This window comes from Hymenobacter glaciei, assembly GCF_039539585.1.
Taxonomy (GTDB): Bacteria; Bacteroidota; Bacteroidia; order Cytophagales; family Hymenobacteraceae; genus Hymenobacter; species Hymenobacter glaciei.
In genome coordinates this window covers 40,193-63,634 of the sequence record NZ_BAABDK010000034.1, presented here as the reverse complement: position 1 = coordinate 63,634, position 23,442 = coordinate 40,193, and the positions used below count along the sequence as shown (strand labels likewise).

Genomic DNA, 23,442 nt, shown 5'->3' with positions numbered 1-23,442 from the left:
TTACTAAAACCAACGAAAGCAGCCGTGATAAGATGCTTCCTTCGTCAGCACGACAGGTTATGAAAATGCTTGTTTCACCGCCGCCCGGTATTCTTCAAAAAACGCCGCGTTGGTCTTTGAGTCGGTGAAGACTTCGAGAATGGCCGCGCCGGTTTCGGCTGCAAAGAAAACCGGTAGTGCGGCTTCAAGTTCGGCAAAGCTCGAAACCGGGAAGTAGCGCAAGTTGAAATCGCGCGCCGTGTTCTCGGCCGTGAGCTGCTGGCGGGTCTCGAAAAACTCCTCCAGCTCCGGCTGCTGGCGCGGCCCGTCGATGATGCGGAAGATGCCGCCGCCGTGGTTGTTGAACAGCATCACCCGCAGGTTGGGCGTGGGGTAGTTGTGCCAGAAGGCGTTGCGGTCGTAGAAAAACGCCACGTCGCCGGTGAGCAATACCACCGGTCGCGCGGGCTGGGCGAGGGCTGCGCCCACGGCGGTGCTGGTGCAGCCGTCGATGCCGCTGGTGCCCCGGTTGGCGAAGACTTCTATTTGCCGGCCCTGCGAGATGCCAAGGATATTGGCGTAGCGCACGGCCATGCTGTTGGCCAGGTGCAGGGCAGTGTTAGAAAGCAGTGCCAACAACGCCGCACGAAAAGCCGAAAATTCGTTGAATACCGCTGCCGAAGTGAAAAACGAATTGAGAAATGTCGTGGCGCTGGCTTCGGCCCGCTGCCAGGGCTCTAGTGTTTCGCGGGGCGGAAGCTCTGCCGGAGCCCAGCGCGAGAAGAACTGCTCGGGCTCGCAACGAATAATTCTGGTGAGGCTGCGGAAGGTGTCCGCGACTGGTCCGGTTGCCTGAATGTGCCAGTGCTGAGCAGGAGCCGCCTCACGCAGAAATAGCTTCAGACTCTTAGAAATTAAAGATTTTCCGAACGTAATGAGTAAATCAGGTCGCAGCTCCTGCTTAGCTGATGTCGGTATCCCCGCCAGAAATACGTCCTGATGCGTCATCAATTGGCCTGCCGAAGTCAACAAGCTGGATGCGTCGGGATAGTATGCTCCTGCAGAACCCTCATGAATTGGTATTGGACTGGCGATGTTCGCAATAGTATCGCTTACCACCGGAGCACCGAATACTGCCGCGAACTTGATAAGTGCTGCCGTGACACGTGCATTTGCGGGCTGTTGACCAACCACTATAAGCATCTGCTTCGCCTGCTTTAATTCTGCATAGATTCCTAAATCAAATAAAACAAAGTTTGATGGTGGCAGCGGAATTTCCCGAATAATCCGCACGTCCTTCTCATACCTAATTACCTCGCCTGCCTTTGGGTAAAATGGCTCGCGCAGCGGCACGTTCACCTGCACCGGCCCGGCGGGCGCGGCTTGCGCCAGGTTGATGGCCTCGTTCACGATGCGCGCCGAATGCCACTTGGCATCAGCGTGCGCGGTATCAACCGGAAATTCAAATTCGCCCTTGGCGTGCGCGCCATACAAATTGCGCTGGCGGATGGTCTGTCCATCCAACTGGTCTATCCATTCCGGCGGGCGGTCGGCGGTGAAAATCACCAGTGGGATGTGCTGAAAAAAGGCCTCGGCTACAGCCGGCGCATAGTTCAGCCCTGCCGTACCTGACGTGCACACCAACGCCACCGCCCGCCGCTGTGCCTGCGCAATGCCCAGCCCAATGAAGGCGGCCGCCCGCTCGTCGGGCACCACGCGCACGGTCAAATCGGGATGGCGGGCGAAGGCCAGCGTGAGCGGCGCCGAGCGCGAACCCGGCGACAAAACAACATCGGTAATGCCGTGGCGGGCGCAGATTTCAGCAATGTTATAAACGGCCTGCATGTATTTTAATAAAGAATGAGGAATGAAGAATGAGGAATTGAAAATGGGGCAACGAGGTAGAACTCCTCATTTTTCATTCCTCATTCTTCATTAACACCGCGCCTACGGTTTGCATCTTCATCTGCGTTTCCTGCCACTCGCGGGCGGGGTCCGAGTCGATGGTGAGGCCGGTGCCGGCATAAAGGATGACCTCGGTAGCGCGCACTTGCAGGCAGCGCAGGTTCACGAAGAGGCGCGCAATGCCGGGCGCTTCTACGTTCACCGGGCCCAGAAAGCCGCTGTAGTAGGCACGGTCGTAGCCCTCGTGCTGCTGCAAAAAAGCCATCGCCGCTGTTTTGGGCATGCCGCCTACCGCCGAAGTCGGGTGTAGCAGCCGCAGCATGTCGGTGCCCAGCGAGGCCGCGTTGGGGATGTTGTGCAGGTCTACTTCAAAGTCGGTGCGCAGGTGCAGGAGCCGGCCGGCGACCACGGTGCGCGGGCCGGTTTCGAGATACTCGCGCAGCCGCAGCTGCTTGAAGCAGTTCACGATGTAGCGGGCCACCAGCGCCTGCTCTTCAATCTCCTTTTGCCGCCAGATGGCCTCCTGGGGGCGCGTGCTGGGCACCAGCGGCTGCGTGCCAGCCAGCGCCATGGTATGAAACTGCCCATCGGCCGTGACCTCGGCCAGCACCTCGGGCGAGGCGCCCAGCCAGGTGCCCACGCCCGGCACGCTCACCAGCGACACAAACGCGCGCGGGGACTGCGCGCTCAGCTCGGCAAACGCGGCCAGTGGGTCGAAACCCGGCGGCAACGGTTGGCGCGCGGCGCGGGAGCTCACCACTTTCACCACCTCCCGGGCCTCGATGGCGGCCACACCGGTGCGCACCAGCGCCTGGTATTCGGCCTCGGAGGCCGTGTGGGGCACCGGTTGGGTGCTGTAGTGCCAGGCCAGCTCGGCCGGTGTGGGCAGGGCCAGCCAGGCCGTAAGGTTGGGCACCAGCTCGCGGGCTGCCGGCGCTACGGCCACGGCTTCGGGCCGGGCCAGGTCGTAGCGTACGTCGGCGGGCAGGAACAAAGCCGGGTTGTGGTCGGAGTCGCGAAAGGGGAAGAACGCGAAGCCGGCCGGGGCGCGGTCGTCCAGGGCCGGGGGCAGACCGGTGTAGGTGGCTTCGAGCGAGCGGGCCACCAGCAGCTGCGGGTGCGCTGCATCGGGGGCCCGCCACAGCGCCAGCGGCCGGCCCGTACGCAGCGCGCCCGCCACCAGATGGCGCAGCCGGGCGGTGGCGTCGGGGCTGGCCGTTGCGGGCCAGGGCAGTTGGCGGTAATCGGGCAGCGGCATTTAGGGAGCGGGCTGAGGCTTGGCAGCGGGCAGGTCGACCACGGCCATGGTGATGCGGCTGATGCACACCAGCGCGCCGCTCTCCTCGTGGGTGATGCGGATTTCCCACACCTGCGTGCTGCGGCCGATGTGCACCGGCATGGCTCGGCCCTTCACCCAGCCATCGCGCACGCCTTTGAGGTGGTTGGCGTTGATTTCGAGGCCCACCGCCGTCTGCTTGGTGCGGTCGGGCAGGCGGAAATAGGCGGCCACGCTCCCCAGCGTTTCGGCCAGTGCTACCGAAGCCCCGCCGTGCAGCAGGCCCATGGGCTGGTGGGTCCGGCCGTCGACCGGCATGCGGCCCTCCACGTATTCGTCGGTAATAGCGGTAATTTCAATGCCCAGGGCATTCGAGAGGGTCGGACGCGAGGTCGTCCAGCTGTGCACTTGTTCCAGCGAGGTCATGCGGTGGGTGTTAGTTGTCAGTTGCTGGGAATTCGTTGTCAAGTGGTTGTTCTCAGAAAGCTGACGGCGGCTGACACGGTTGAGCTAACAACCGGCAACGAACGGCGAACAACTAAAAGCCAAACCCGTACTTTGAAGTATTGTTGACGCAAGGGTTACGCAAAACTACCACGCAACGTCATGCCCCGGACCATCTTTCTCCTGCGCCACGGCCAGACCGATTTCAACGTGCGCGGCATCGTGCAGGGCAGCGGCGTCGATTCGAGCCTGAACGATACCGGGCGGCAGCAGGCCGCGCAGTTTTTTGCGGCCTACAGCCACATTCCCTTCGACAAAGTTTATACGTCGGCCCTGCGCCGCACCCACGAGTCGGTGCAGCAGTTCCTCGACCTGGGCCTGCCCCACGAAGCCCATTCCGGCCTCAACGAAATAAGCTGGGGCGTGCGCGAGGGCACCCGCATCACGATGGAGGAGGACGAGGAATACCGCCGCGTGCTGGCCGGCTGGGCGGCCGGCGACACCCACGCCCGCCTCACCGGTGGCGAAAGCCCCGAGGAAGTTGCCGCCCGGCAGCGTCCCTTCATTGAGCTGCTGAAGGCTCGCGACGACGAGCGTACCGTGCTGGTGTGCCTGCACGGCCGGGCCCTGCGCGTGCTGCTCTGCCAGCTGCTCAACTACCCGCTCAGCTGCATGGAAGGCTTCGAGCACAGCAACCTATGCCTGTATAAAGTGGAGTACACCGGCAGCATGTTCACGGTGAAGAATTTCCTAGATGTGGCGCATTTGCAGACGGCAGGGTAGGGGAGAGTGCGTTGAGTAGTGAGAACGTCATGCAGAGCGCAGCGAACCGAAGGTCGGCGTAGCCAAGCATCTCGCGTGCACAACGCAATTCAATTGATTAGGATTAGTGGCAGCAAGCAAGATGCTTCGCTGCGCTCTGCATGACGTTCTGATAGTAATAAGCGGGCTGCATTATTCTCCCGCCAGCAACCTTGCCTCCCAAACTTTTCGGGCTAATTTTGGCCTCCTCAATCCAAGACGCGATAATCCGATGGCCGAAATCATAAAAATGCCCAAAATGAGCGACACGATGACCGAAGGGACCATCGCGGCCTGGCTCAAGAAAGTGGGTGATAAAGTTAAATCCGGCGATATTCTGGCCGAAGTGGAAACCGACAAGGCCACCATGGAGCTGGAGAATTACGAAGACGGCACCCTGCTTTACATCGGGCCGAAAGAGAAGGACTCGGTGCCGGTTGATGGCATCCTGGCCATTGTGGGCAAAGAGGGCGAAGACATTTCCGGCCTGCTGAACGGGCAGAGCGGTGGTGCTGCTACGGCTCCGGCCGCGGCGCCAGCGCCAGCTGCTGCGCCCGCACCAACTCCGGCTCCTACTGCTCCGGTAGCGGAAGCGCCGAAAGCGGCCCCGGCTCCGGCCCCCGTTGCCGCAGCCCCCGCTGCTCCGGCCGCGCCCGCCAACGGCAAAAAAGCCACCGTGGTGCGCATGCCCAAAATGAGCGACACGATGACCGAAGGCACCATTGCCGCCTGGCTGAAAAGCGTGGGCGACAAGGTGAAATCGGGGGATATTCTGGCCGAAGTGGAAACCGATAAGGCCACCATGGAGCTGGAAAATTACGAAGATGGCACGCTGCTCTACACCGGTCCCAAAGCCGGCGAAGCCGTAGCCGTCGATGGCATTCTGGCCATCATCGGCGAAGAAGGAGCCGACATTCAGGCCCTCCTTGGTGGTGGCGGTGCTCCGGCCCCGGCCCCGGCCGCTACACCGGCTGCCCCGGCTCCGGCCGAAGCGGCGCCCGCCGCAACTCCCGCTGCTGAAGCGCCTGCTGCTGCTCCTGCCGCCTCGGCCACGGCTGCGCCCGCCAGCAATGGCCGCATCCTGGCCTCGCCGCTCGCCAAGAGCATTGCCAAGGAAAAAGGCATCAACCTGGCCCAGGTAGTGGGCAGCGGCGACAATGGCCGCATTGTGCAGCGCGACGTGGAGAACTTCCAGCCCGGCGCAGCAGCTCCGGCGGCTACTCCTGCCCCGCAAGCTGCTCCTGCTGCCTCGGCTCCAGTTGCTGCTCCGCAGGCGGCTGCACCAGCCGCTCCAGCAACTCCCGCTGCCAGCGCCCCCGCCTCGACCGATACCTACACCGACACACCCGTGTCGCAGATGCGCAAGGTGATTGCCAAGCGCCTGTCGGAAAGCCTGTTCACGGCTCCACATTTCTATCTCACGATGGAAATCAACATGGACAAGGCCATCGAAGCCCGCGTGAAACTCAACGAGCTGTCGCCGGTGAAACTGAGCTTCAACGACCTCGTGCTGAAGTCGGCGGCCATTGCGCTGCGCTCGCACCCGGCCGTGAACTCCTCGTGGCTCGGCGACCGTATCCGTCAGAACAAGGTCATCAACATCGGCGTGGCCGTGGCCGTGGACGAAGGGTTGCTCGTGCCCGTGGTGCGCAACGCCGACCAGAAAGGCCTCGCCACCATCGCCAACGAGGTGAAGGAGCTGGCCGGCAAAGCCAAAACCAAGAAGCTGCAGCCGGCCGAGTGGGAGGGGAGCACCTTCACCATTTCGAACCTGGGCATGTTCGGCATCGACGAGTTCACGGCCATCATCAACCCGCCCGATGCCTGCATCCTGGCCGTGGGCGGCATCAAGCAAACCGCCATTGTGAAAGACGGCGCGCTGGCCATCGGCAACATCATGAAAGTGACGCTGAGCTGCGACCACCGCGTGGTGGACGGTGCCACCGGCGCTGCCTTCCTGCAAACGCTGAAAAGCTTGCTCGAAGACCCCATGCGCCTGATGATTTGAGTTGAATAACCATTAATTTAAAAAACCAGCCCCACCGGGCTGGTTTTTTTTGTGCGCCATTCACTAGCTTGCAGGGGTCTAAATATATTGTTTCAATATTATTGTATTGAAGCATATGTTGGCAATTCTTTCCACCTGCTAGTTTTTGCATGAAAACAAAACACCTATTACCCATTGTGTGTCTGGCCACAACCTCTGCCTGGGGCCAGGCGGCCACCACGCTTACCGGCCAGATTAAAGATGCCGCCGGCCGGCCCGTCATCGGGGCCACCGTTATCGAAAAAGGCACCAATAACGGCACCGCTACCGATGCCAACGGCCGCTTCACGCTGCGGGCCCGCACGGCCACGCCGCAATTGATTGTCAGCTCGCTGGGCTACACCACCCAGGAAGTGGCCGGCAGCAGCGACCTCACCGTGATGCTGGCCGAAAGCAGCACCAGCCTCGACGCGGTGCAAGTGGTGGGCTCGCGCAGCCAGAACCGCTCGGTAACGGACTCGCCCTCGCCGGTCGATATCATCGACATCCGGAGCGTGACGGCCAAAACCGGCCAACTCGATGTAAACCAGCTGTTGCAGTTCGTGGCGCCCTCGTTCAACTCGAACCGCCAGACCGGTTCCGACGGGGCCGACCACGTGGACCCGGCCAGCCTGCGGGGCCTTGGTCCCGACCAAACCCTGGTGCTCGTGAACGGCAAGCGCCAGCACCAGTCCTCGCTGGTGAACCTGTTCGGCTCGCGTGGGCGCGGCAACACCGGCACCGACCTGAACGTGATTCCGGCGGCGGCCATTGAGCGGATTGAGATTCTGCGCGACGGCGCGGCGGCCCAGTACGGCTCCGACGCCATTGCCGGCGTGATTAACATCGTGCTGAAAACGTCGGTGAACGAGCTGACGGCCAGTGCCAACTACGGTGCGTACACGGCCAAGTACCGCCGCGACGACCAGGATTTTGACGGCGGCAACTTCAACGCCAACGTGAACTACGGCGTGGGGTTGGGCGAAAAAGGCAGCTTCATCAACGCCACGCTCGATTTCAACCAGCGCCAGCACACCCAGCGCGCCAACGTGCCCTCGCCCAACGGCCTGGCCCGCCGCGAGTACGGCGACCCGAAGGTTTCCAACGCCTCGCTGTACCTCAATTCCAAGTTTGCTCTCAGCGACAAGGCTCACGTGTACGTGTTTGGCGGCCTGAACAAGCGCAAGGGCGATGCGTACGCCTGGACCCGCTTTGCCGACGACGACCGCAACGTGCCGGCCATCTACCCGAACGGCTTCGACCCCATCATCACCAGTGACATCGTGGACGCGTCGGCGGTGGCGGGCGTGCGCACCAAGCTGGGCGAATGGGAGCTGGACGTGAGCAACAACTTCGGCTCGAACCGCTTCGAGTACGGGCTGCGCAACACGCTGAACGCCTCGCTGGGGGCCGGCTCGCCCACGGCTTTCAACGCGGGCGGGTTCCAGCTGCAGCAGGACGTGGTGAGCCTGGGGTTGACGCGCAACTACAAAACCGTGCTCCAGGGCCTCAACGTGGCGGCGGGCGTAGAAGGCCGCCGCGAGTGGTACCGCCTGTTTGCCGGCGAGGAAAAGTCGTACCGCAATTACAACCCCACCTCGACGGGCGGCTCGCAGGGATTTCCGGGTTTTCAGCCCAGCGACGCCATCAAGGCCCAGCGCGACAACCTGGGGGCCTACGTTGATGCCGAGCTGAGCCTGACGCGGCAGTGGCTGCTGGCCGGTGCGGTGCGCTTCGAGAACTACAGCGACTTCGGCAGCACGGTGAACTACAAGGCCTCGACGCGCTACAACGTGACGGAGTTTCTGACGCTGCGCGGCACGTTCAGCACCGGCTTCCGGGCGCCGTCGCTGGCCCAGGTGAACTTCAACTCCACGTTCACCAACTTCATCAACGGCGACCCGGTGGAGGTGCTGCTGGCCCGCAACAACAGCGCCGTGACCCAGAAGCTGGGCATTCCGAAGCTGAAGCAGGAAACCTCCACCAGCGCCAACGTCGGCTTTACCAGCCGGCTGGGCTCGGCCCTGAGCCTGACCGTGGACGGCTACTACATCAAAGTGAACGACCGGGTGGTGCTTACCTCGGCCTTCAGTGCCCGGGACGACAACAACATGCTCGACCCCATCATTGGGGCCGACCTGGAAGCACTGGGCGTGGGACGCGCCCAGTTTTTTGCCAATGCCACCGACACCCGCTCCCTGGGCCTCGACGTGGTGCTGAACCACGCGGCCACGGTGGGCACCGGCCGCCTCAGCTCGACGCTGGCCGCCAACTTCAACGACCTGCGCATCGAGCAGGTGCGGACCTCGGGGGTGCTGGCCGGGCGCGAGGACGACTTCTTCGGTCCGCGCGAGCAGGCGTTTGTGAAGGCTTCGGCGCCGCCGTCCAAAATCAACCTCACCTTCGACTACCAAGTGGGCCGCTGGGGCACTTTGCTGCGCTTCGTGCGTTTCGACAAGGTGAAGCTGCTCGATTACGACAACGCCCCGATGGACTACGCCGCCCGCATCACCACCGACCTCACGGTGAGCTACGCCCTCACGCCGCACCTGCAGCTGGCCGTGGGCAGCTCCAACCTGTTCAACCTGTACCCCACGCTGTTCGACCCGCAGCGCACCGAAACCGGCGGCGCCTGGGACCCCGTGCAGATGGGCGCCAACGGCCGCTACCTTTTTGCCAAGCTGCAGTTTCGCGTGAGCAAGTAGTAGGTTGAAAAGAATATGGCATTGACTGAAAGAACGTCATGCTGAGCGCAGTCGAAGCATCTCTACCGCACGAGTAATTATTTACTTTCTGCGGTAGAGATGCTTCGACTGCGCTCAGCATGACGTTCTTTTTTGGTTTTAAAACCTTCTATGCCCCGGACGGGCACCACCGTCGTATTTTTGCGCCCTTATGCAAGCAAAAATCCGCTCTACTACCGTGCTCGGCATCCGGCACAACGGCGAAATCGCCGTTGGGGCCGACGGGCAGGCCACCATGGACAAGCACGTGGCCAAGAACAACGTCCGCAAAATCCGCAAGCTGCTCGACGGCAAGGTCGTGACCGGTTTTGCCGGCTCCACCGCCGACGCCTTTATGCTGCTCGACCGCTTCGAGGAGAAGCTCACCAGCTACGGCGGCAACCTGAAGCGCGCCGCCATCGAGCTGGCCAAAGACTGGCGCAAAGACCAGTACCTGCGCAAACTCGAAGCCATGATGGTGGTGGCCGACAAGGACGAACTGCTCATCCTCAGCGGCACCGGCGACGTATTGGAGCCGGACTCCGACGTGGCCGCCATCGGCAGCGGGGCGATGTACGCCCAAGCCGCCGCGCTGGCCCTGAAGAAGCACGCGCCGCACCTCACTGCTCGGCAAATGGTGGAAGAGGGCCTGCACATCGCGGCCGACATCTGCATCTACACCAATCATAATTTGATGATTGAGTCGCCGTCGTAAGCGACCAATCATCAGATAATAAGAACGGTCATGCTGAGCGCAGCCGAAGCATCTTTACCGCTTCGTTGTAACCGTATTGATTACTTCAGCAGTAGAGATGCTTCGACTGCGCTCAGCATGACGTTCACCTAATTCAGACAATAATTCCTCAAGCAATGCAAGTAACCAATTTCCTCCGCCACCACTTCCGCCACTTCAACGCGGCTGCCCTCATCGACGCGGCCGATGGCTACAACAAGCACCTCGCCGATGGCGGCAAGATGATGATAACCCTGGCCGGCGCCATGAGCACCGCCGAAATGGGCATCCAGCTGGCCGAGCTCATTCGCCAGGACAAGGTGCAGATTATCAGTTGTACCGGTGCCAACCTCGAAGAGGACATCTTCAACCTCGTAGCCCACGATTTCTACGAGCGGGTGCCGAATTACCGCGACCTCACCGCCGCCGACGAGCAGGCCCTGCTGGCCCGCCACATGAACCGCGTCACCGATACCTGCATCCCCGAAGAGGAGGCCATGCGCCGCCTCGAGCACTCGGTGCTGAAGTTCTGGGAGAAGGCCGACAGCGCCGGCGAGAGCTACTTCCCGCACGAATTCTTCTACCAGATTCTGCTGAGCGGCGAGCTGGAGCAGTACTACCAGATTGACCCCAAGAACTCCTGGATGCTGGCCGCGGCCGAGAAAAACCTGCCCATCATCTGCCCCGGTTGGGAAGATTCGACCCTCGGCAACATCTACGCCGGCCACGTGATGACCGGCGACATCAAGAACGTGCACACCATGCGCACCGGCATCCAGTACATGATGTACCTGGCCGACTGGTACACCGCCCAGGCAACCGACGACAGCACGGTCGGCTTCTTCCAAATCGGCGGCGGCATTGCCGGCGACTTCCCCATTTGCGTGGTGCCCATGCTGCACCAGGACCTGGGCCGTACCAGCGTGCCGCTGTGGGGCTACTTCTGCCAAATTTCGGACTCCACCACCAGCTACGGCAGCTACTCCGGCGCCGTGCCCAACGAGAAAATCACCTGGGGCAAGCTGGGCGAGAAAACCCCGAAATTCATCATCGAGTCGGACGCTACCATTGTGGCGCCGCTGGTGTTTGCCATCGTGCTGGGACAATAAAGCAGAAGCGCGTGGTAGCGCGAACTTTTAGTTCGCGTCCGCGCGCCGCCAACTCGTTCCGGGACGCGAACTACACCAAAAGAGCCGGTCGCTACATCAGCGGCCGGCTCTTCTTTTGATATGCTACACGTTGGCCAGCACCTCAATCTGCCCCCGGGGGCTCGCCGGTAAAACGTCCAGGAGCCGTGGAGTTTGCGGAACGGGTCCACTACAATGCCGTCGGCGGTTAGGCGCTGGTGCAGTTCGTCGACTTTCGCCGGGCTTTCCTGAATGAAGCCGAGGTGGAAGTGCTCGGGGTACACTACTTCCGGGGCGCGGTCGAAATTGCTTGGCGTGAGCACCAGGCCGGCCTCGTCGCGCAGGACGACGAGGGTTGGGTTAGACTTGGTGATGGCTTGCAGTCCAAAATAAGTTTCGAAAAAGGCCTGGGGTTGCGGTACGTCGCTGACGGCTAAGTTGAGATGGTTCAGAACCAAGGCGGGACTAGGGGATAGGCGGTGGGGCCAGCATGTTGGCCAGCAGTTCGGCTTCGCGCTCCAGGCCGGCAAGGCGGGCTTCGAGCAGCTGCCGTTCGGTGGCGGCTTTGCGCAGCTGGTGCTTGGCTTCGAGCTCAAAAACCGTGAGCCAGTTGGCTTCCTGCTCGGGGTCGGCCACGGGGCCGGGGTACGCGCGCAGGGCCGGGGCCGCCGCCCACCGGGCCTCGTGCGGAGCCGTCCGGCGGCGCAGCACTTCCAGCTTCAGCGCAATGCCTTGCGCCTGGGCCCGGCACTGGCGCAGGCGGTAGCCCAGCTCCCCGGCATCGGGCAGCGGCTCGGGCGGGGCCGCCGGGGCCGAAAAACTGCCGCCCGCCCCATCGTACACGAGGCCCTGCGCGGCCAATTGCAGGCGCAGGGTCTGCTCGCCCGTGCCCGCCGTGGTCGACTGATAGCCCCGCTCGGTCAGGGCCAGACTCGACCGGGCCACACCCAGCCACTCGGCCATCATTTCCTGGGTCAGTCCAAACTGGGTGCGGAGGGGAAGGGTGTCCATGGGCAAATGTGAAAAGCCAAAGCTAAACAGTTTTGAGGTAAACAAGTTGAAAATGTTTACCTCAAAACTGTTTAGGGCCGCCGGGCCAGCTTTCGCATTGCCAGTAAGTTTGCCTTTGGGTGCCAATTCCTGCCTCCCTGGGGTTTGTAAGGCCGGGGTTGGCGCTTAGGATGACTTCTGCTTCAGATAGCAGCCATAACAAGTATCCTTTGGTAGATGGGCGCTGTCCGTAGGAATGATGAGCTTGCCACATTTACCACAAGCAATGGCAAGGTGCTGCTGGTCCCAAGAGGGGCAATCATCGTCGGGCTCTTCTGATGGCATATAAAATGTCAGGCCATATTTTTCGCTGGCCAGTTTCCCTATCTCTTTTGCTAATTCAGCTTCTGGCCAAGGAGGCACCTGACCACTGAAGAGTCTGATGTCTCCGCCGAGGCTAATAGTGCCCAGGGCTTTTTTGCTCAGGTGCGGCTGAAAGATTTCTTTAAACCACCAAGTGCGGCGTTTGTAATAGAGGTTGAGGTACAGATACCAGCCACTGGTATCACCATCCCACAGTGCCTCTAACACACAAGGGATGCCGTTGATAGCCTTAATCTTCTCGTTCAGTTTGGAAAAGGAATTGATGTTGTGGCTCATCGTCTGTGAAGTGTAATGGCACTGTAAACCAAAGAGCCTGATTAGGTTGTGCTGCCCAGATTTGGGCAGGTTACAAGTGTTGATAGGATTTAAATCATCACAAATTACAGAAGTAAAAATCCCCCATGCCCACGCCCATCCCCAAAAAAATCCTGGCCCGCCAGCACGAAATCACCGCCGATTTCCGGCGGGAAGTGGACCGGCACCTGGCCGACATCGTGGCCGGGCGGGCCACCGAGATGTTCGAAGTGCGCGACCTGGCCGGGGTGCTCTGCATCCACCCCACGCACCTGAGCAACACCATTAGGCTGGCCACGGGCCATTCGCCGTGCTACTTTTTCGAGGCGCGCATCATGGATGTGTCGCGGGAGTTGCTGGCCGACCCGCGCCGCTCGGTGGCCGACATCGCCGCCAACCTCACCTACGACCCTTCTAACTTCACCAAGTTTTTCAAGCGCTTTCAGGGCTGCACGCCCAAGCAATACCGCGAACAGGTGTGGGCCGCTCAGCGCGAGCGCGAAGCAGTTCTTCTGTCATCCTGAGCTTGCGAAGGACCTTATCGCGTCTGCGCCAATCGAATTACTGCAAGCAGTTCTTCGGTGACAAGGTCCTTCGCTACACTCAGGATGACAAATAGCGCGGGGCGGCGTTGAAACGGAAACAGTCACCATTTAAACTGAACTACTCACCACAAACCCGGCGGCCGGGGGCCGGAACTTTGCCTCATCATTCACCCCCAACCAATAGCCCTGATGAGCACCTCCAAAATAGCCCTCGTAACTGGCGGCAGCCGTGGCCTGGGCAAAAACATGGCCCTGAGCCTGGCCAACAAAGGCATCGACGTTATCCTGACTTACCACAGCCAGCAGGCTGAAGCCAACGCGGTGGTCGCCGAAATTGCTGCCCTGGGCCGCAAGGCCGTGGCTTTGCAGCTTGACGCCGCCAACGTGGCCAGCTTCCCGGCATTCTACGCGCAGGTTGTTGCCGCACTGACGGACAGCTTCGGCACCGATAAATTCGACTTCCTGATTAACAACGCCGGCACGGCGCTCTACGCGCTGTTTGCCGATACCACCGAGGCGCAGTTCGATGACATGCTGAACATTCACCTGAAGGGGCCCTTTTTCCTGACGCAGCAGGCCCTGCCGCTGCTCCGCGACGGCGGGCGCATCATCAACATCTCGTCGGGGCTGGCGCGGTTTGCCAACCCGGGCTCGTCGGCCTACGCCAGCATGAAAGGCGCCATTGAGGTACTGACCCGCTACCAGGCCAAGGAACTGGGTGCGCGCGGCATTGCGGTGAATACGGTGGCCCCGGGCGCGATTGAAACCGATTTCGGTGGCGGCCACGTGCGTGATAACAAGCAGGTCAACGATTTCCTTGCCGCGCAAACGGCCCTGGGGCGCGTGGGCCAGCCCGACGACATTGGCGGCGTGGTGGCTTTCCTCTGCACCGACGAAGCCCGCTGGGTGAATGCCCAGCGCCTGGAAGCTTCAGGCGGCATGTTTATCTAGTAGTTGCGCGGGCACAAGAAGCCTTTCTGTTGGTTGCCAATGCAACTTTTTAGCGCGTAGATTAGAGCGGTTTCGTGGTCAGTGTACAGGTTGAACGACGTAGGGGCGGGGCTTGCCCCCGCCCGTCGTTGAACGGAACCGGTCAACGGGCGTCAACGTCCGGGCGGGGGCAAGCCCTACCGGGTACGACCCCGCCCCTACATCCACTGACTCCGAAACCGCTCTAGTGCCTCAACTACCTACCATGAAATACTTTCCAATAGCCGCGTTTCTTGCGTTTGGTTTTCACTCCGCCGCCGCCCAATCTCTGGAAGAGAAAATAGCTGCCAAGAGTTGTGAATGTCTCGACAAGGAGAAGGGTGTAACGGACTCAATAATGCGCGATTGCATCTCCCGTTCGCTGGCAGAAGTGATAATGGCTGACTCTACCAAAAAATACATAAGGCTACTAAGCTCGGTAGAAAGCATCCAGAGCACAGCAGCGAAAGTTCATGCTTTACTGGTCAAACAGTGCAAAGTGGCGACTAAGCCTCGTGAGGATTAAGTAATCGAGCAGAAGTAATCAGGTCATCGTCCGGCCCGGTCCGACCGCCCTAGGCGGTCCGACCGGTTGTCGTCAGCGCAAAACCGGAGGTGCTTCAACCGGTCAGACCGCCTAGGGCGGTCGGACCGGGCCGATGCCGAATTACTTTTGCTCGACTACTTAGGGTCGCATTGTGAAACGAAAAAGCCTTCCTGCTACGTAGCAGGAAGGCTTTTTGATGTGATTTCAGTAGTAAGGGCTATTTGCCGGCCGGTCGGCTTTTCCGATACGAATCGACTTGTTGGCGCAATACGGCGAGCAGGCCGCCGTAGCGTTGGCGCGCTTCCTGGGTGCTTTCGAGACGTTGCAGGCGCGCGCTGATGAGCTCCGAGAAGTCTTCAACAGAATAAGTACGTTTCGGCGCGGTGGTCACGAGCGAGGAAGCAAAAGGGAGCCAGGCAAATACGGATGCCGCTACGGAACATACGTAGCGTCCCCAAACTTAGGATGTAAAAACTAAAAACGAAATAGCGGCCGGGCCGGATTCCAAATTCCCCACGGAATCATGAGCAGCACCAGCAACAGAGCCACGCCGAAATAGAGCAGTGCCTTGCGGTGTTTCTGGGTGCTGTCGGCGGTTTTTTTAACGGCAATGCGGCCCACTTGAGCGATGATGGCGGCCAGAATCATGACCATGACGTGTTCCATTCCGAAGAAGCGGGTGGTGGGGTCTTTCATGGCGCCGGCCTGCTTCATGGCGTTCAGGCCGTAGGGGCTCAGGCCGAAATACAGGCCAAAGCCGATGAGTACCTGCAACCACATAAAGCCCGAGAAAGCGGCACTCATGCCGTTGTCGGCGCTCACGAAAGCGCGGCGGCCACTCCAGCCCACGTAGGCGCGGTACACGGCGATGAGGCCGAAGATGACCACAAACCAGCGGGACCAGGAGTGCAGATGAAGAAGCGCGTTGTACATAAAAAAGGGAAGAGGTAAGGGGGAAAACAGGGTAACGTGAGTATCAGTAGCGAGTAGTTAACAAGGAAGGGCCATGCTTGGCTACGCGCTGCACAGCGACCTCGACTGGAAAGCTTCCTAAGCTACCACTGGCGCGGCGCCAAGCTGCTTTTTGTCGCGGCGTACCACGAACATAACCACGAACAGCGACACGTAGGGCAGGCAGCAGCCAATGCCGAACCACCTCCAGAACGAGCGGCCGTGGTTGTAGGCCATAAACGCCGTCATGAGCGGCATGAAAACAGTGGCGTCAGGATAACAATAGGGGCTTCGAGCATCGAGATAATAGCGGGAATACTATCGCCACAAAGGTACGGCCGGTGCCCGGGCCTCACACCTTCAATACCACGCCTTTCCGATACATCCAGCTCAGAATGAAATACCAGATGACGATGAGCGCCACGGCCCCTACCAGCGAGGCAGTGCGTGGGTCGGCGAAGTACGGCGCGATGCCCCACTCATACAGCCATTCCTTGACGCCACCGGTTTTGCCGCCGGGCAACGCCAGCTTAAACAGCCCGAACGTGCGCGAAAGCAGCGCTGAAAGGCAGAACACGAGAATGGCATTGACGCCGTAAACCAGCGCGGGCCGCGTCCAGGCGCGGTGGCCCTGCACGTCGCAAATCCAATACAATGCGGCCAGTCCGGCCATGGCCAGCCCGCCGGTGTACAGCACGTAAGGGCTGCTCCAGAGAGCTTTGTTGATGGGGAACCAGGGGTGCCAGATGAGGCCAAGCAGCGCCAGCCCACCGCCGGCGATGAACAGCCAGGCGACTTTGGCCGCCGGTTCGCGGTCGGGGCGCCGCAGCCATTGGGCGGTGAGCGCACCGAGCAAGCCGGTGGCCAGCGCGGGCAGCGTGCCGAGCAGGCCTTCGGGGTCCCAGGTTTTGCTGGTTTTCCAGAGGTGGGGCTCGCTGAAGACGAGGCGGTCGAGCCAGGCCCCAAGGTTGGTGGCAGGCTCCAGGTTGGCCGGCCCGAAGCCGGGCACCGGCACCAGCTGCATCAGCACCGCGTACCCAATGAGGAAGCCCACCACCAGCCAGATTTGCGTGCGCCGACTGGTGGTCAGGAAAATGACGCTGCACCCGAAAAACACCAGCGCAATGCGCTGCAGCACGCCCATGATGCGCACCACCGAGAAATCGAACTTTGGGTAGAGCGACAGCAGCAGGCCCAGGCCAAACAGCACAGCGGCCCGGCGCGCCACGCGGCCTAGCACCGCGCCCTGCGGGCCGCCTCGGCGCTTCACCCCATCGAGGGCGTACACCAGGCTCACGCCCACAATGAACAGGAAAAACGGGAAAATGAGGTCGGTGGGCGTGCAGCCGTTCCATTCGGCGTGCTCCAGCGGCGGGTAAATGTGGCCCCAGTCGCCGGGGTTATTCACCAGTATCATGGCCATCACGGTGAGGCCACGAAACACGTCGAGGCTGATGAGGCGGCCGGGTTGGGAGGCCTCAGCCAGCGGCTGCGTACCGGTGGTGTCGAGGGCGGCCTGGGTGGTGGAATTCATGGCGGGGTGGGTGGGATTGGGTAGTGGTTGTCGCAGAAAAATAGAAGAACGTCATGCTGAGCGCAGCCGAAGCATCTCTACCGCAATAGTAAATAAATTACTCTTCGCGGTAGAGATGCTTCGGCTGCGCTCAGCATGACGTTCTCTATTCAGTCGTTCAAAGCCACCGCCTCACCCCGGAAACGACACCTTGCCCATGCTCACGGCTGGCACCCGCTGCCGGCCCGCGCCAATAGAAACTGGCGTGCCTGCCACGGCTTCGTTGGCCAGCACCGCAAACAAGATGGCTTCTTTAGCATCGCCGGGTACGCCGAGTTCATCAGTACTAGCGAAGCGGGTACCGGGCAGGTGGCGGGCCAGGGCCTGCATGAGAGCGGGGTTGTGCGCCCCGCCGCCACTGGCGTACACGGCCGTTGGCGCGGGTCGGCCGGCGAAAGCCAGCCGCACGGCCCGCGCCACGCCAACGGCGCTGAACTCGGCCAACGTTGCCAGCAGGTCTTCCAGCGGCAGGCCTGTGGTGGCACTGCACTCTTGAGCGGCAGCCAGGTAGGCGGGCGCAAACAGCTCGGGGCCGGTAGTTTTAGGCAGGGGCGCGGCAAAGAAGGGGTGGGCCAGCAGTTCGGTCAGCAAGCCTTTATGCACGTGGCCCGCTAAGGCCAGGCGGCCGTTCTCATCGTAGGCCAAGTCGGGGCGGTAGGTGCGCACGGTCGCGTCGAGCAGGGTATTGCCGGGGCCGGTATCGGTGCTGAAAGCGGACGTGGCATCGCCACCGGCGCGGGGCAGGTAGGTGAAGTTGGCAATGCCGCCGAGGTTAAGCAGCAGCCGCTCTTCGGCGGGGCTGCTGAGCAGCAGGAAGTCGCCGTAGGCAGCCAGGGGGGCCCCTTCGCCGCCGGCCGCCACGTGCTTCTGGCGGAAATCGGAAAGCGTGATGATGCCGGTTTCTACCGCTATATGGTCGCCATCGCCGATTTGCAGCGTGGCGTTCAAGTCGAAACCGGGGCGCTGGTGCTGGTGGCGCGGAGCGTGGTAGATGGTCTGGCCGTGGCTGGCGATGAGGTGGACTTCGGCGGGTGCGATTTGCCACTCGGCCAGACAGGCCAGCACCGCGCGGGCGTGCAACTGGCCCAGCCAGGGGTTAAGCAGCGTGAGATATTCGAGGTTCACCGAGTCGCGAGCGAACACCTGGCGGATGCGCTGCTTCGTGTCTTCAGTATAAGACACGGTTTGGAAGTGCTCCAGCGTAAGTTTGATGCCCGGACCGTGGCCTTCGAGCCGGCACAACGCTACGTCAAGCCCATCGAGCGAAGTGCCCGACATGAGGCCGATGATGCGGCGGCTGGGCTGGCCGGCCAACTGGCACAGGCGGGCGAGGTGGGGGTTCATTTTTAAGGGTAGGAGGGTAGGAGGGTAGGAGGGGATTGGGAAGGAAGCAAAAGAACGTCATGCTGAGCGCAGCTGAAGCATCTCGCGTACCACCAGTAATCAATACGATTGGATTACTACCACACGCGAGATGCTTCGGCTGCGCGGACGCCAGATGAGCATGACGTTCTTTTATCATACCTCGATTCGCTGCAAAGTCCTACTGCAACGGGTCGGGGGGCGTCTGCGAGTTGTTTTCGCGCTCCACCCGCGGGTAAGGGTAGAAGTTGCGGTTGCGCTCGTTGGTGGCCAGCGGGCCGGGGCCGGGGCGGCCAAACCGGCGGCTGTCTTCCAGCCGGAAGCCCTGGTAGGCCAGCTCGATGTGGCGGTTGCGCAGAATGTCGGTGAGGATGTCGGCCGCCGTGAGGAGGCCGGCATAAGGGGCCAGGCCCGCACCGGGCGGGGCCGTGGGCAGGCCAGCCGAGTTGAGCGTGGCCGGTGCCGTGCTGGTCCGCACCTTGTTCAGCTCGATAACAGCATTGGCGAGGTCGCCTTTGCGGGCGTAGGCTTCGGCCCGAATCAGCAGCATTTCGCCGGGCACGTATACCGGAATGGGGGCGCTGTTGGCCGTGAAGAAGCCCGTGCCGAGGTTCTGGGTGGCGCTGGGGTTGGTGCGCACGTAAAACGGCAGGCGGCGGTCGCCGGCTTCGGGTGCCAGCGCGCCAGTCAGGCCCAGACTGGCGTTGGTGGGCTCAAACACGTTCTTATTGCCGAAGGCGTACTCAAAGAGCGGGTTGCGGGTGAGGTCGTCGTAGTTGAACACCGAGCGTTTGCTCAGGTCGACGCGGGCCGCAGCGGCCAGCGCTTTGTCGTAGTCGCCGGCGAAAAGGCTGTAGCGGGCAATCAGCGCCTGGATGGTGTTGGGCAAGTCGATGCCCGGCGCAATCTTGGCCGTGAATTCGGCCGACACCGGTGTGGCGGCCAACTGGGTGGCGGCCGCTTCGAGCTGGGTAACGGCCGATTGCAGCACCGCCACGCGGTCGACGAACGGGGCGTTTTCCTGGGTCACGATGGGGGCCTTCTCGAAGAACTGCGCCAGCGTGCCCAGGCTCAGGGCCCGGAAGATGCTGGCGTAGGCCACAATGCCGCTGCGGGTGCCAGGGTCGGGCGCGTTGCCCACGTTTTGCAGCACCAGGTCGGCGTTGGCGCGTACCAGCTGGCACTGCGTCCAGAGGTTGCGCACCACGAAGTTGCTGTTGTTCACGCTGGCCCCGCCCAGGAATACGTTGAATTCTTCGTTATTGCCCACATTCAGCACGGTCAGCTCGCGGGTGCTTAGGCCGCCCAGGGCGGTGGCATTGTAGGGCACGCTCAGCGACGCGCCGGTGCTGTAGCGCTGCTGCAGGCCGTTGCAAAGCGTCAGCAAGCCGTCGGAAGAGCCCGTGGCCTGCGGCAGGCTAATGCTGCTGGGGTTCAGGTATTCTTTGGAGCAGCCACCAAGGGCCAAAGCCAGTGTGGTGGCAAAGAGAAGGAGCTTTTTCATGAGAATCGGGCGGAATTAGAACGTGGCCGAAAACTTAACCTGGTAAGTGCGCGGCACCGGCACGTTGCCGAAGTCGATGGCCCGCAGCAGGTCCGACGAGCCCCCGGCGCTGGTTTCGGGGTCAAAACCGTTGTAGTGGTCCCACGAGTACAGGTTGCGGCCTACCAGGCTTAGGTTCAGCGAGCTGATAAATTTGCTGAATGTGGGCAGGCCGTAACTCAGGGCCACTTCGCGCAGCTTCACATACGAGCCATCGTCGATGCGGAATTCCTGGGTGTTGTAGATGGCGAAGACGTAGCCGCGCGGCAATTGCCCGCGCAGTTCCTGCTCGGCCAAATCGCCGAGGCCCACACCCTGGCGGGTGCGCTTGTCGGCGTTGAACACGTTCCCGCCGCGCACGGCATCGAGCAGCACGTGCAGTCCCAGTTTCTTGTAGCTAAAGTTGGTATTGAGCGAGCCCGTCCACTTGGGGTTGGGGTTGCCGATGACGATGTTGGCCGCCGAGGTGCCCGCCGCGTAGCTAGGCTGGCCGTCGGCGGCGCGCGCGGGCACGAAGGTGGTCGAGCCCACGGCCTGGCCACTGGTGCGCTCGTCCTGCGGGAAGCCCTGGGGCGTGAGCAGCAGCGAGCCGTCGGGGTTGCGGGCGTAGCCGGTGCCGTAGAACACGCCGGCCGGCTGGCCTTCCAGCAAATACACCGGCGCGCCGGTTACGTTGTCGATGGAAATGGCCTGCACCGCGCCGTTCGAGCCGGGCAGGCTCAGCACCTTGTTGCGGTTGCGGTTGTAAATCAGGTTCACGTCCCAGCCGAAGTCGGTGGTTTTCACGGCCTGTACGCCCAGCGCTACTTCCAGGCCCCGGTTTTCCATGGTGCCCACGTTGTTGATGATGGCCGAGCCACCCGACGAAGGCGCCACGTTGCGCCGCAGCAGCAGCGAGCTAATCTGCTGGTTGTAGGCCGTGACGCCCAGCGTCAGGCGGTCGGCAAAAAACGAGAGGTCCGCGCCGGCTTCCAACTCAGCCATGCGCTCGGGGCGCACGTCGGGGTTGGCCAGGGTAGTGCCGGGCACCACGGTGTTTTTGCCCAGCAGCGGCACCGGGTTAAACTGATAAAACCGGTCGTAGGAACCAACGCCGGTCAGGTTGCCGGCCTCGCCGTAACTGGCACGCAGCTTCAGGCTGGTAAATTTCTGGGCGAAAGCGGCATCTTTCCAAAACGCCAGGTCCGACACCACCAGCGAGGCGCTCACCTTGGGGTAGAGCTGGTTGGTTTGCGAGGGCGAGAACTTCGACGACCGGTCGCGCCGCAACGCCCCCGTCAGGAAAGCCAGGTTGCGGAAGCCGATGGTGGCCTGCCCGTAGTAGCCGCTCAGGTCGAAGCGGTCGAGAAAGTAATTGGCCGTAATGGTGGTGCTGGAAGCCCCGCTCACGGTTTCGACGAAGGGGGCCAGGTTCTGGCCCTGGGCAGTGTTGTAATCCTGCTGGCTGAACTGGTAGCTGTAGCCGGCCAGCAGGTTCAGCTTCAGGTTTTCGCTGAAGCTGCGCTCGTAGCCCAGGTTCACGTCCGAGTTCAGCAGCAGCACGGCGTTGGCGGCGTTCGAGGCGAAGCCGCCGGGGTAGCGGGCGGCGGGCAGGCCGGCCGTGGCCTGGTAGGGGTAGGGCCGGATGTAGCCCCGGCCCACCTGCGAGTAGGCATCCACGCCCAGCACGTAGTCCACCGAAAAGCCTTTGAATGGCGTCAGATTCAGCTGCACGTCGCTCACGGTGCGGTTCACGCCCTGGGTAAATTTCATGTCCTCGATGGTCGAGAGCGGGTTCACGCGGGTAGGCTCCACGGCCAGCAGGTTGCCGGCCGCGTCGCGCCGGGTAATGTCATAAATGTTGTTGGTGATGTTGATGGCGTTAATTGGGCTGTAGAACACGTTGCCGTTGGCCTTCTCGTTCGAAAAGCTGTTGATGTAGCTCAGCCCCGCCGACACCTTGGCCCAGTCGGTGAGCCGCTGGTCGACCCGGGCCCGCAGGTTGTAGCGCGTAAAATCGGTGCCCTTGATGATGCCCTGGTTGCGGAGGTAGTTGGCCGACACGAAATACGTCGTCCGCTCCGAGCCGCCAGCAATGGAAACGCCGTTGTCGGTGCCGTAGCCTTTCTGGAAAATCTGGTCGAAGTAGTTGTAGCGCGTCACGTCCACCAGGTTATTGGCCAGCTGCGTGGTCAGGTTGGCCCGGGTGATGGGTGTGGTGGTGGTACCGGGGTTGGCCGCAACCTGAGCCGGCGTCACGCCGCCAATGGGGTACAGGCGCAGTCCGGCGTAGCCGAATTGCTTGCCGTAGGTATTCACCGGCACCGATTTGCGCAGCTCGTTCCGGTTCACGCTCGTGTACACGCTCACGCGCGGGGCACCGGCCTGCCCGCGTTTGGTGGTGATGAGCACCACGCCGTTGGCGGCCCGCGAGCCGTACTGCGCTGCCGCCGCCGCCCCGTTTATCACGTTCAGGCTGGCAATATCGTTGGGGTTGAGGTCGGCCAGGCGGTTTTGCCCGGCGCTGGCGGCTCCAATGTCGTTGCTCACGGCCAGCTGCGACACGTTGGTGCTGGCGTTGCTCACAATCACGCCGTCAATCACATACAAGGGGTCCGACGAGCCCAGCAGCGAGTGCACCCCGCGCAGGCGCACCGAGATGGAGCCGGCCGGGTCGCCCGAGTTCTGAGTAATCTGCGCGCCGGGCACCTTGCCTTGCAGCGAATTCAGCACCCCGCCCGAGCCGCTTTGTGCCAGGTCTTCGGCCCGAATGGTGCTGATGGCGTTGCCCAGCTCGCGCTTGTTCACGCTCACCGTCGAGCCCACCACCACCACTTCGTCCAGCTTCTGCCGGGCTTCGCTCAGGCTCACGTTGGCGGTCACGTTCTCATCGGCACCCAGCGTCAGCGGGCGCATCACGGTTTGGTAGCCCACCAACGATACCGTGAGGGTGTAAGGCCCCGGCGCAGTGCTTAAACTCAGCGTGTAGTCGCCGTCGGCGTTCGCAGCCGTACCGGCCTGCGTGCCGGCCAGCAGCACGTTGGCCCCAGGCAAGCCCTGGCCAGCGGCATCGGTTACGCGGCCCTTCAGCGTGTAGCGTTGGGTACCGGTTTGGGCCCGGGCCGCCAGGGCCAGCAGCAGGCACAGCAGCAGTCCGCCCAACGGACGGCCCAACTGCTGCAAACAGTAAGAGTACGACATGAGAAAAAAGGGTTGGTGGGTTTCGTGAGGCTAAGAAAAGCAATGATTTACAAAATATTTACAATAAATGTATTTATAATATAAATGCAT

At 61.8% G+C, this 23,442-nt stretch carries 20 protein-coding genes and 1 pseudogene; 8 read left to right on the top strand and 13 right to left on the bottom strand.

Features of this window, described 5'->3' with window-relative positions; all coding sequences use genetic code 11:
* Positions 1 to 57: 57 nt before the first annotated feature.
* From menD to ABD837_RS22895, 3 genes are all read right to left on the bottom strand, one after another.
* Complete coding sequence (gene menD, locus ABD837_RS22905) at positions 58 to 1,824, bottom strand: 2-succinyl-5-enolpyruvyl-6-hydroxy-3-cyclohexene-1-carboxylic-acid synthase (RefSeq protein WP_345059251.1); 1,767 nt, start codon at positions 1,822 to 1,824, stop codon at positions 58 to 60.
* A gap of 73 nt (positions 1,825 to 1,897) precedes the next feature.
* Positions 1,898 to 3,142, bottom strand: coding sequence for a chorismate-binding protein (locus ABD837_RS22900; RefSeq protein ID WP_345059250.1), 1,245 nt, complete (start codon positions 3,140 to 3,142; stop codon positions 1,898 to 1,900).
* A complete protein-coding gene (locus tag ABD837_RS22895; protein WP_345059416.1) occupies positions 3,143 to 3,586 on the bottom strand; it encodes a hotdog fold thioesterase in 444 nt (147 codons plus the stop codon). It lies immediately after the preceding gene.
* A gap of 180 nt (positions 3,587 to 3,766) precedes the next feature.
* On the opposite strand from ABD837_RS22895, the gene ABD837_RS22890 reads away from it, so the two are divergent.
* The 5 genes from ABD837_RS22890 to ABD837_RS22870 all read left to right on the top strand — a co-directional run bounded on the left by ABD837_RS22890 (position 3,767) and on the right by ABD837_RS22870 (position 10,996).
* On the top strand, positions 3,767 to 4,387 hold the full coding sequence (locus tag ABD837_RS22890) for a histidine phosphatase family protein (protein WP_345059248.1): 621 nt from the start codon (positions 3,767 to 3,769) through the stop codon (positions 4,385 to 4,387).
* A 250-nt stretch (positions 4,388 to 4,637) separates the two neighbouring features.
* Positions 4,638 to 6,413 carry a pyruvate dehydrogenase complex dihydrolipoamide acetyltransferase gene (locus ABD837_RS22885; RefSeq protein ID WP_345059247.1) on the top strand — a complete coding sequence of 592 codons (1,776 nt, stop codon included), beginning with the start codon at positions 4,638 to 4,640 and terminating at the stop codon, positions 6,411 to 6,413.
* A gap of 149 nt (positions 6,414 to 6,562) precedes the next feature.
* On the top strand, positions 6,563 to 9,136 hold the full coding sequence (locus ABD837_RS22880; protein ID WP_345059246.1) for a TonB-dependent receptor: 2,574 nt from the start codon (positions 6,563 to 6,565) through the stop codon (positions 9,134 to 9,136).
* 190 nt (positions 9,137 to 9,326) lie between these two features.
* The gene (hslV, locus tag ABD837_RS22875) at positions 9,327 to 9,869 is read left to right on the top strand and encodes an ATP-dependent protease subunit HslV (protein WP_345059245.1); all 543 of its coding nucleotides are present in this window, start codon (positions 9,327 to 9,329) and stop codon (positions 9,867 to 9,869) included.
* A 155-nt stretch (positions 9,870 to 10,024) separates the two neighbouring features.
* Positions 10,025 to 10,996 carry a deoxyhypusine synthase family protein gene (locus ABD837_RS22870; protein ID WP_345059243.1) on the top strand — a complete coding sequence of 324 codons (972 nt, stop codon included), beginning with the start codon at positions 10,025 to 10,027 and terminating at the stop codon, positions 10,994 to 10,996.
* 254 nt (positions 10,997 to 11,250) lie between these two features.
* On the opposite strand, the pseudogene ABD837_RS25085 reads toward ABD837_RS22870, so the two are convergent.
* From ABD837_RS25085 to ABD837_RS22855, 3 genes and pseudogenes are all read right to left on the bottom strand, one after another.
* Positions 11,251 to 11,472 (bottom strand): annotated as a pseudogene (locus tag ABD837_RS25085) (VOC family protein); the annotation flags it as partial.
* Positions 11,473 to 11,479: 7 nt separating this feature from the next.
* Entirely contained in the window at positions 11,480 to 12,025 is a 546-nt protein-coding gene (locus ABD837_RS22860; RefSeq protein ID WP_345059239.1) for a hypothetical protein, read from the bottom strand.
* A 165-nt stretch (positions 12,026 to 12,190) separates the two neighbouring features.
* A complete protein-coding gene (locus tag ABD837_RS22855) occupies positions 12,191 to 12,664 on the bottom strand; it encodes a hypothetical protein (protein WP_345059238.1) in 474 nt (157 codons plus the stop codon).
* A 125-nt stretch (positions 12,665 to 12,789) separates the two neighbouring features.
* Between ABD837_RS22855 and ABD837_RS22850 the strand changes: the two genes are divergently transcribed.
* From ABD837_RS22850 to ABD837_RS22840, 3 genes are all read left to right on the top strand, one after another.
* Complete coding sequence (locus ABD837_RS22850; RefSeq protein WP_345059236.1) at positions 12,790 to 13,206, top strand: helix-turn-helix domain-containing protein; 417 nt, start codon at positions 12,790 to 12,792, stop codon at positions 13,204 to 13,206.
* A 210-nt stretch (positions 13,207 to 13,416) separates the two neighbouring features.
* Positions 13,417 to 14,178: an SDR family NAD(P)-dependent oxidoreductase gene (locus ABD837_RS22845; RefSeq protein WP_345059235.1), complete on the top strand. Its 762-nt coding sequence runs from the start codon at positions 13,417 to 13,419 to the stop codon at positions 14,176 to 14,178.
* A gap of 244 nt (positions 14,179 to 14,422) precedes the next feature.
* Positions 14,423 to 14,722 (top strand): hypothetical protein, encoded by a 300-nt coding sequence (locus ABD837_RS22840; protein WP_345059233.1) that lies wholly within the window; start codon positions 14,423 to 14,425, stop codon positions 14,720 to 14,722.
* Positions 14,723 to 14,960: 238 nt separating this feature from the next.
* Here ABD837_RS22840 and ABD837_RS22835 read toward each other — a convergent pair whose 3' ends face one another.
* The 7 genes from ABD837_RS22835 to ABD837_RS22805 form a co-directional block, all read right to left on the bottom strand.
* On the bottom strand, positions 14,961 to 15,134 hold the full coding sequence (locus ABD837_RS22835) for a hypothetical protein (RefSeq protein ID WP_345059231.1): 174 nt from the start codon (positions 15,132 to 15,134) through the stop codon (positions 14,961 to 14,963).
* Between the two features lie 83 nt (positions 15,135 to 15,217).
* Complete coding sequence (locus tag ABD837_RS22830; RefSeq protein WP_345059229.1) at positions 15,218 to 15,676, bottom strand: hypothetical protein; 459 nt, start codon at positions 15,674 to 15,676, stop codon at positions 15,218 to 15,220.
* A 117-nt stretch (positions 15,677 to 15,793) separates the two neighbouring features.
* Complete coding sequence (locus tag ABD837_RS22825; RefSeq protein ID WP_345059227.1) at positions 15,794 to 15,943, bottom strand: hypothetical protein; 150 nt, start codon at positions 15,941 to 15,943, stop codon at positions 15,794 to 15,796.
* Between the two features lie 103 nt (positions 15,944 to 16,046).
* Positions 16,047 to 17,228, bottom strand: a complete 1,182-nt coding sequence (locus ABD837_RS22820; protein ID WP_345059225.1) for an acyltransferase family protein — start codon at positions 17,226 to 17,228, stop codon at positions 16,047 to 16,049.
* 171 nt (positions 17,229 to 17,399) lie between these two features.
* Entirely contained in the window at positions 17,400 to 18,611 is a 1,212-nt protein-coding gene (locus ABD837_RS22815; protein ID WP_345059223.1) for an anhydro-N-acetylmuramic acid kinase, read from the bottom strand.
* A 199-nt stretch (positions 18,612 to 18,810) separates the two neighbouring features.
* On the bottom strand, positions 18,811 to 20,133 hold the full coding sequence (locus ABD837_RS22810; RefSeq protein ID WP_345059221.1) for a RagB/SusD family nutrient uptake outer membrane protein: 1,323 nt from the start codon (positions 20,131 to 20,133) through the stop codon (positions 18,811 to 18,813).
* A gap of 15 nt (positions 20,134 to 20,148) precedes the next feature.
* Complete coding sequence (locus tag ABD837_RS22805) at positions 20,149 to 23,352, bottom strand: SusC/RagA family TonB-linked outer membrane protein (RefSeq protein ID WP_345059219.1); 3,204 nt, start codon at positions 23,350 to 23,352, stop codon at positions 20,149 to 20,151.
* Positions 23,353 to 23,442: the final 90 nt, after the last annotated feature.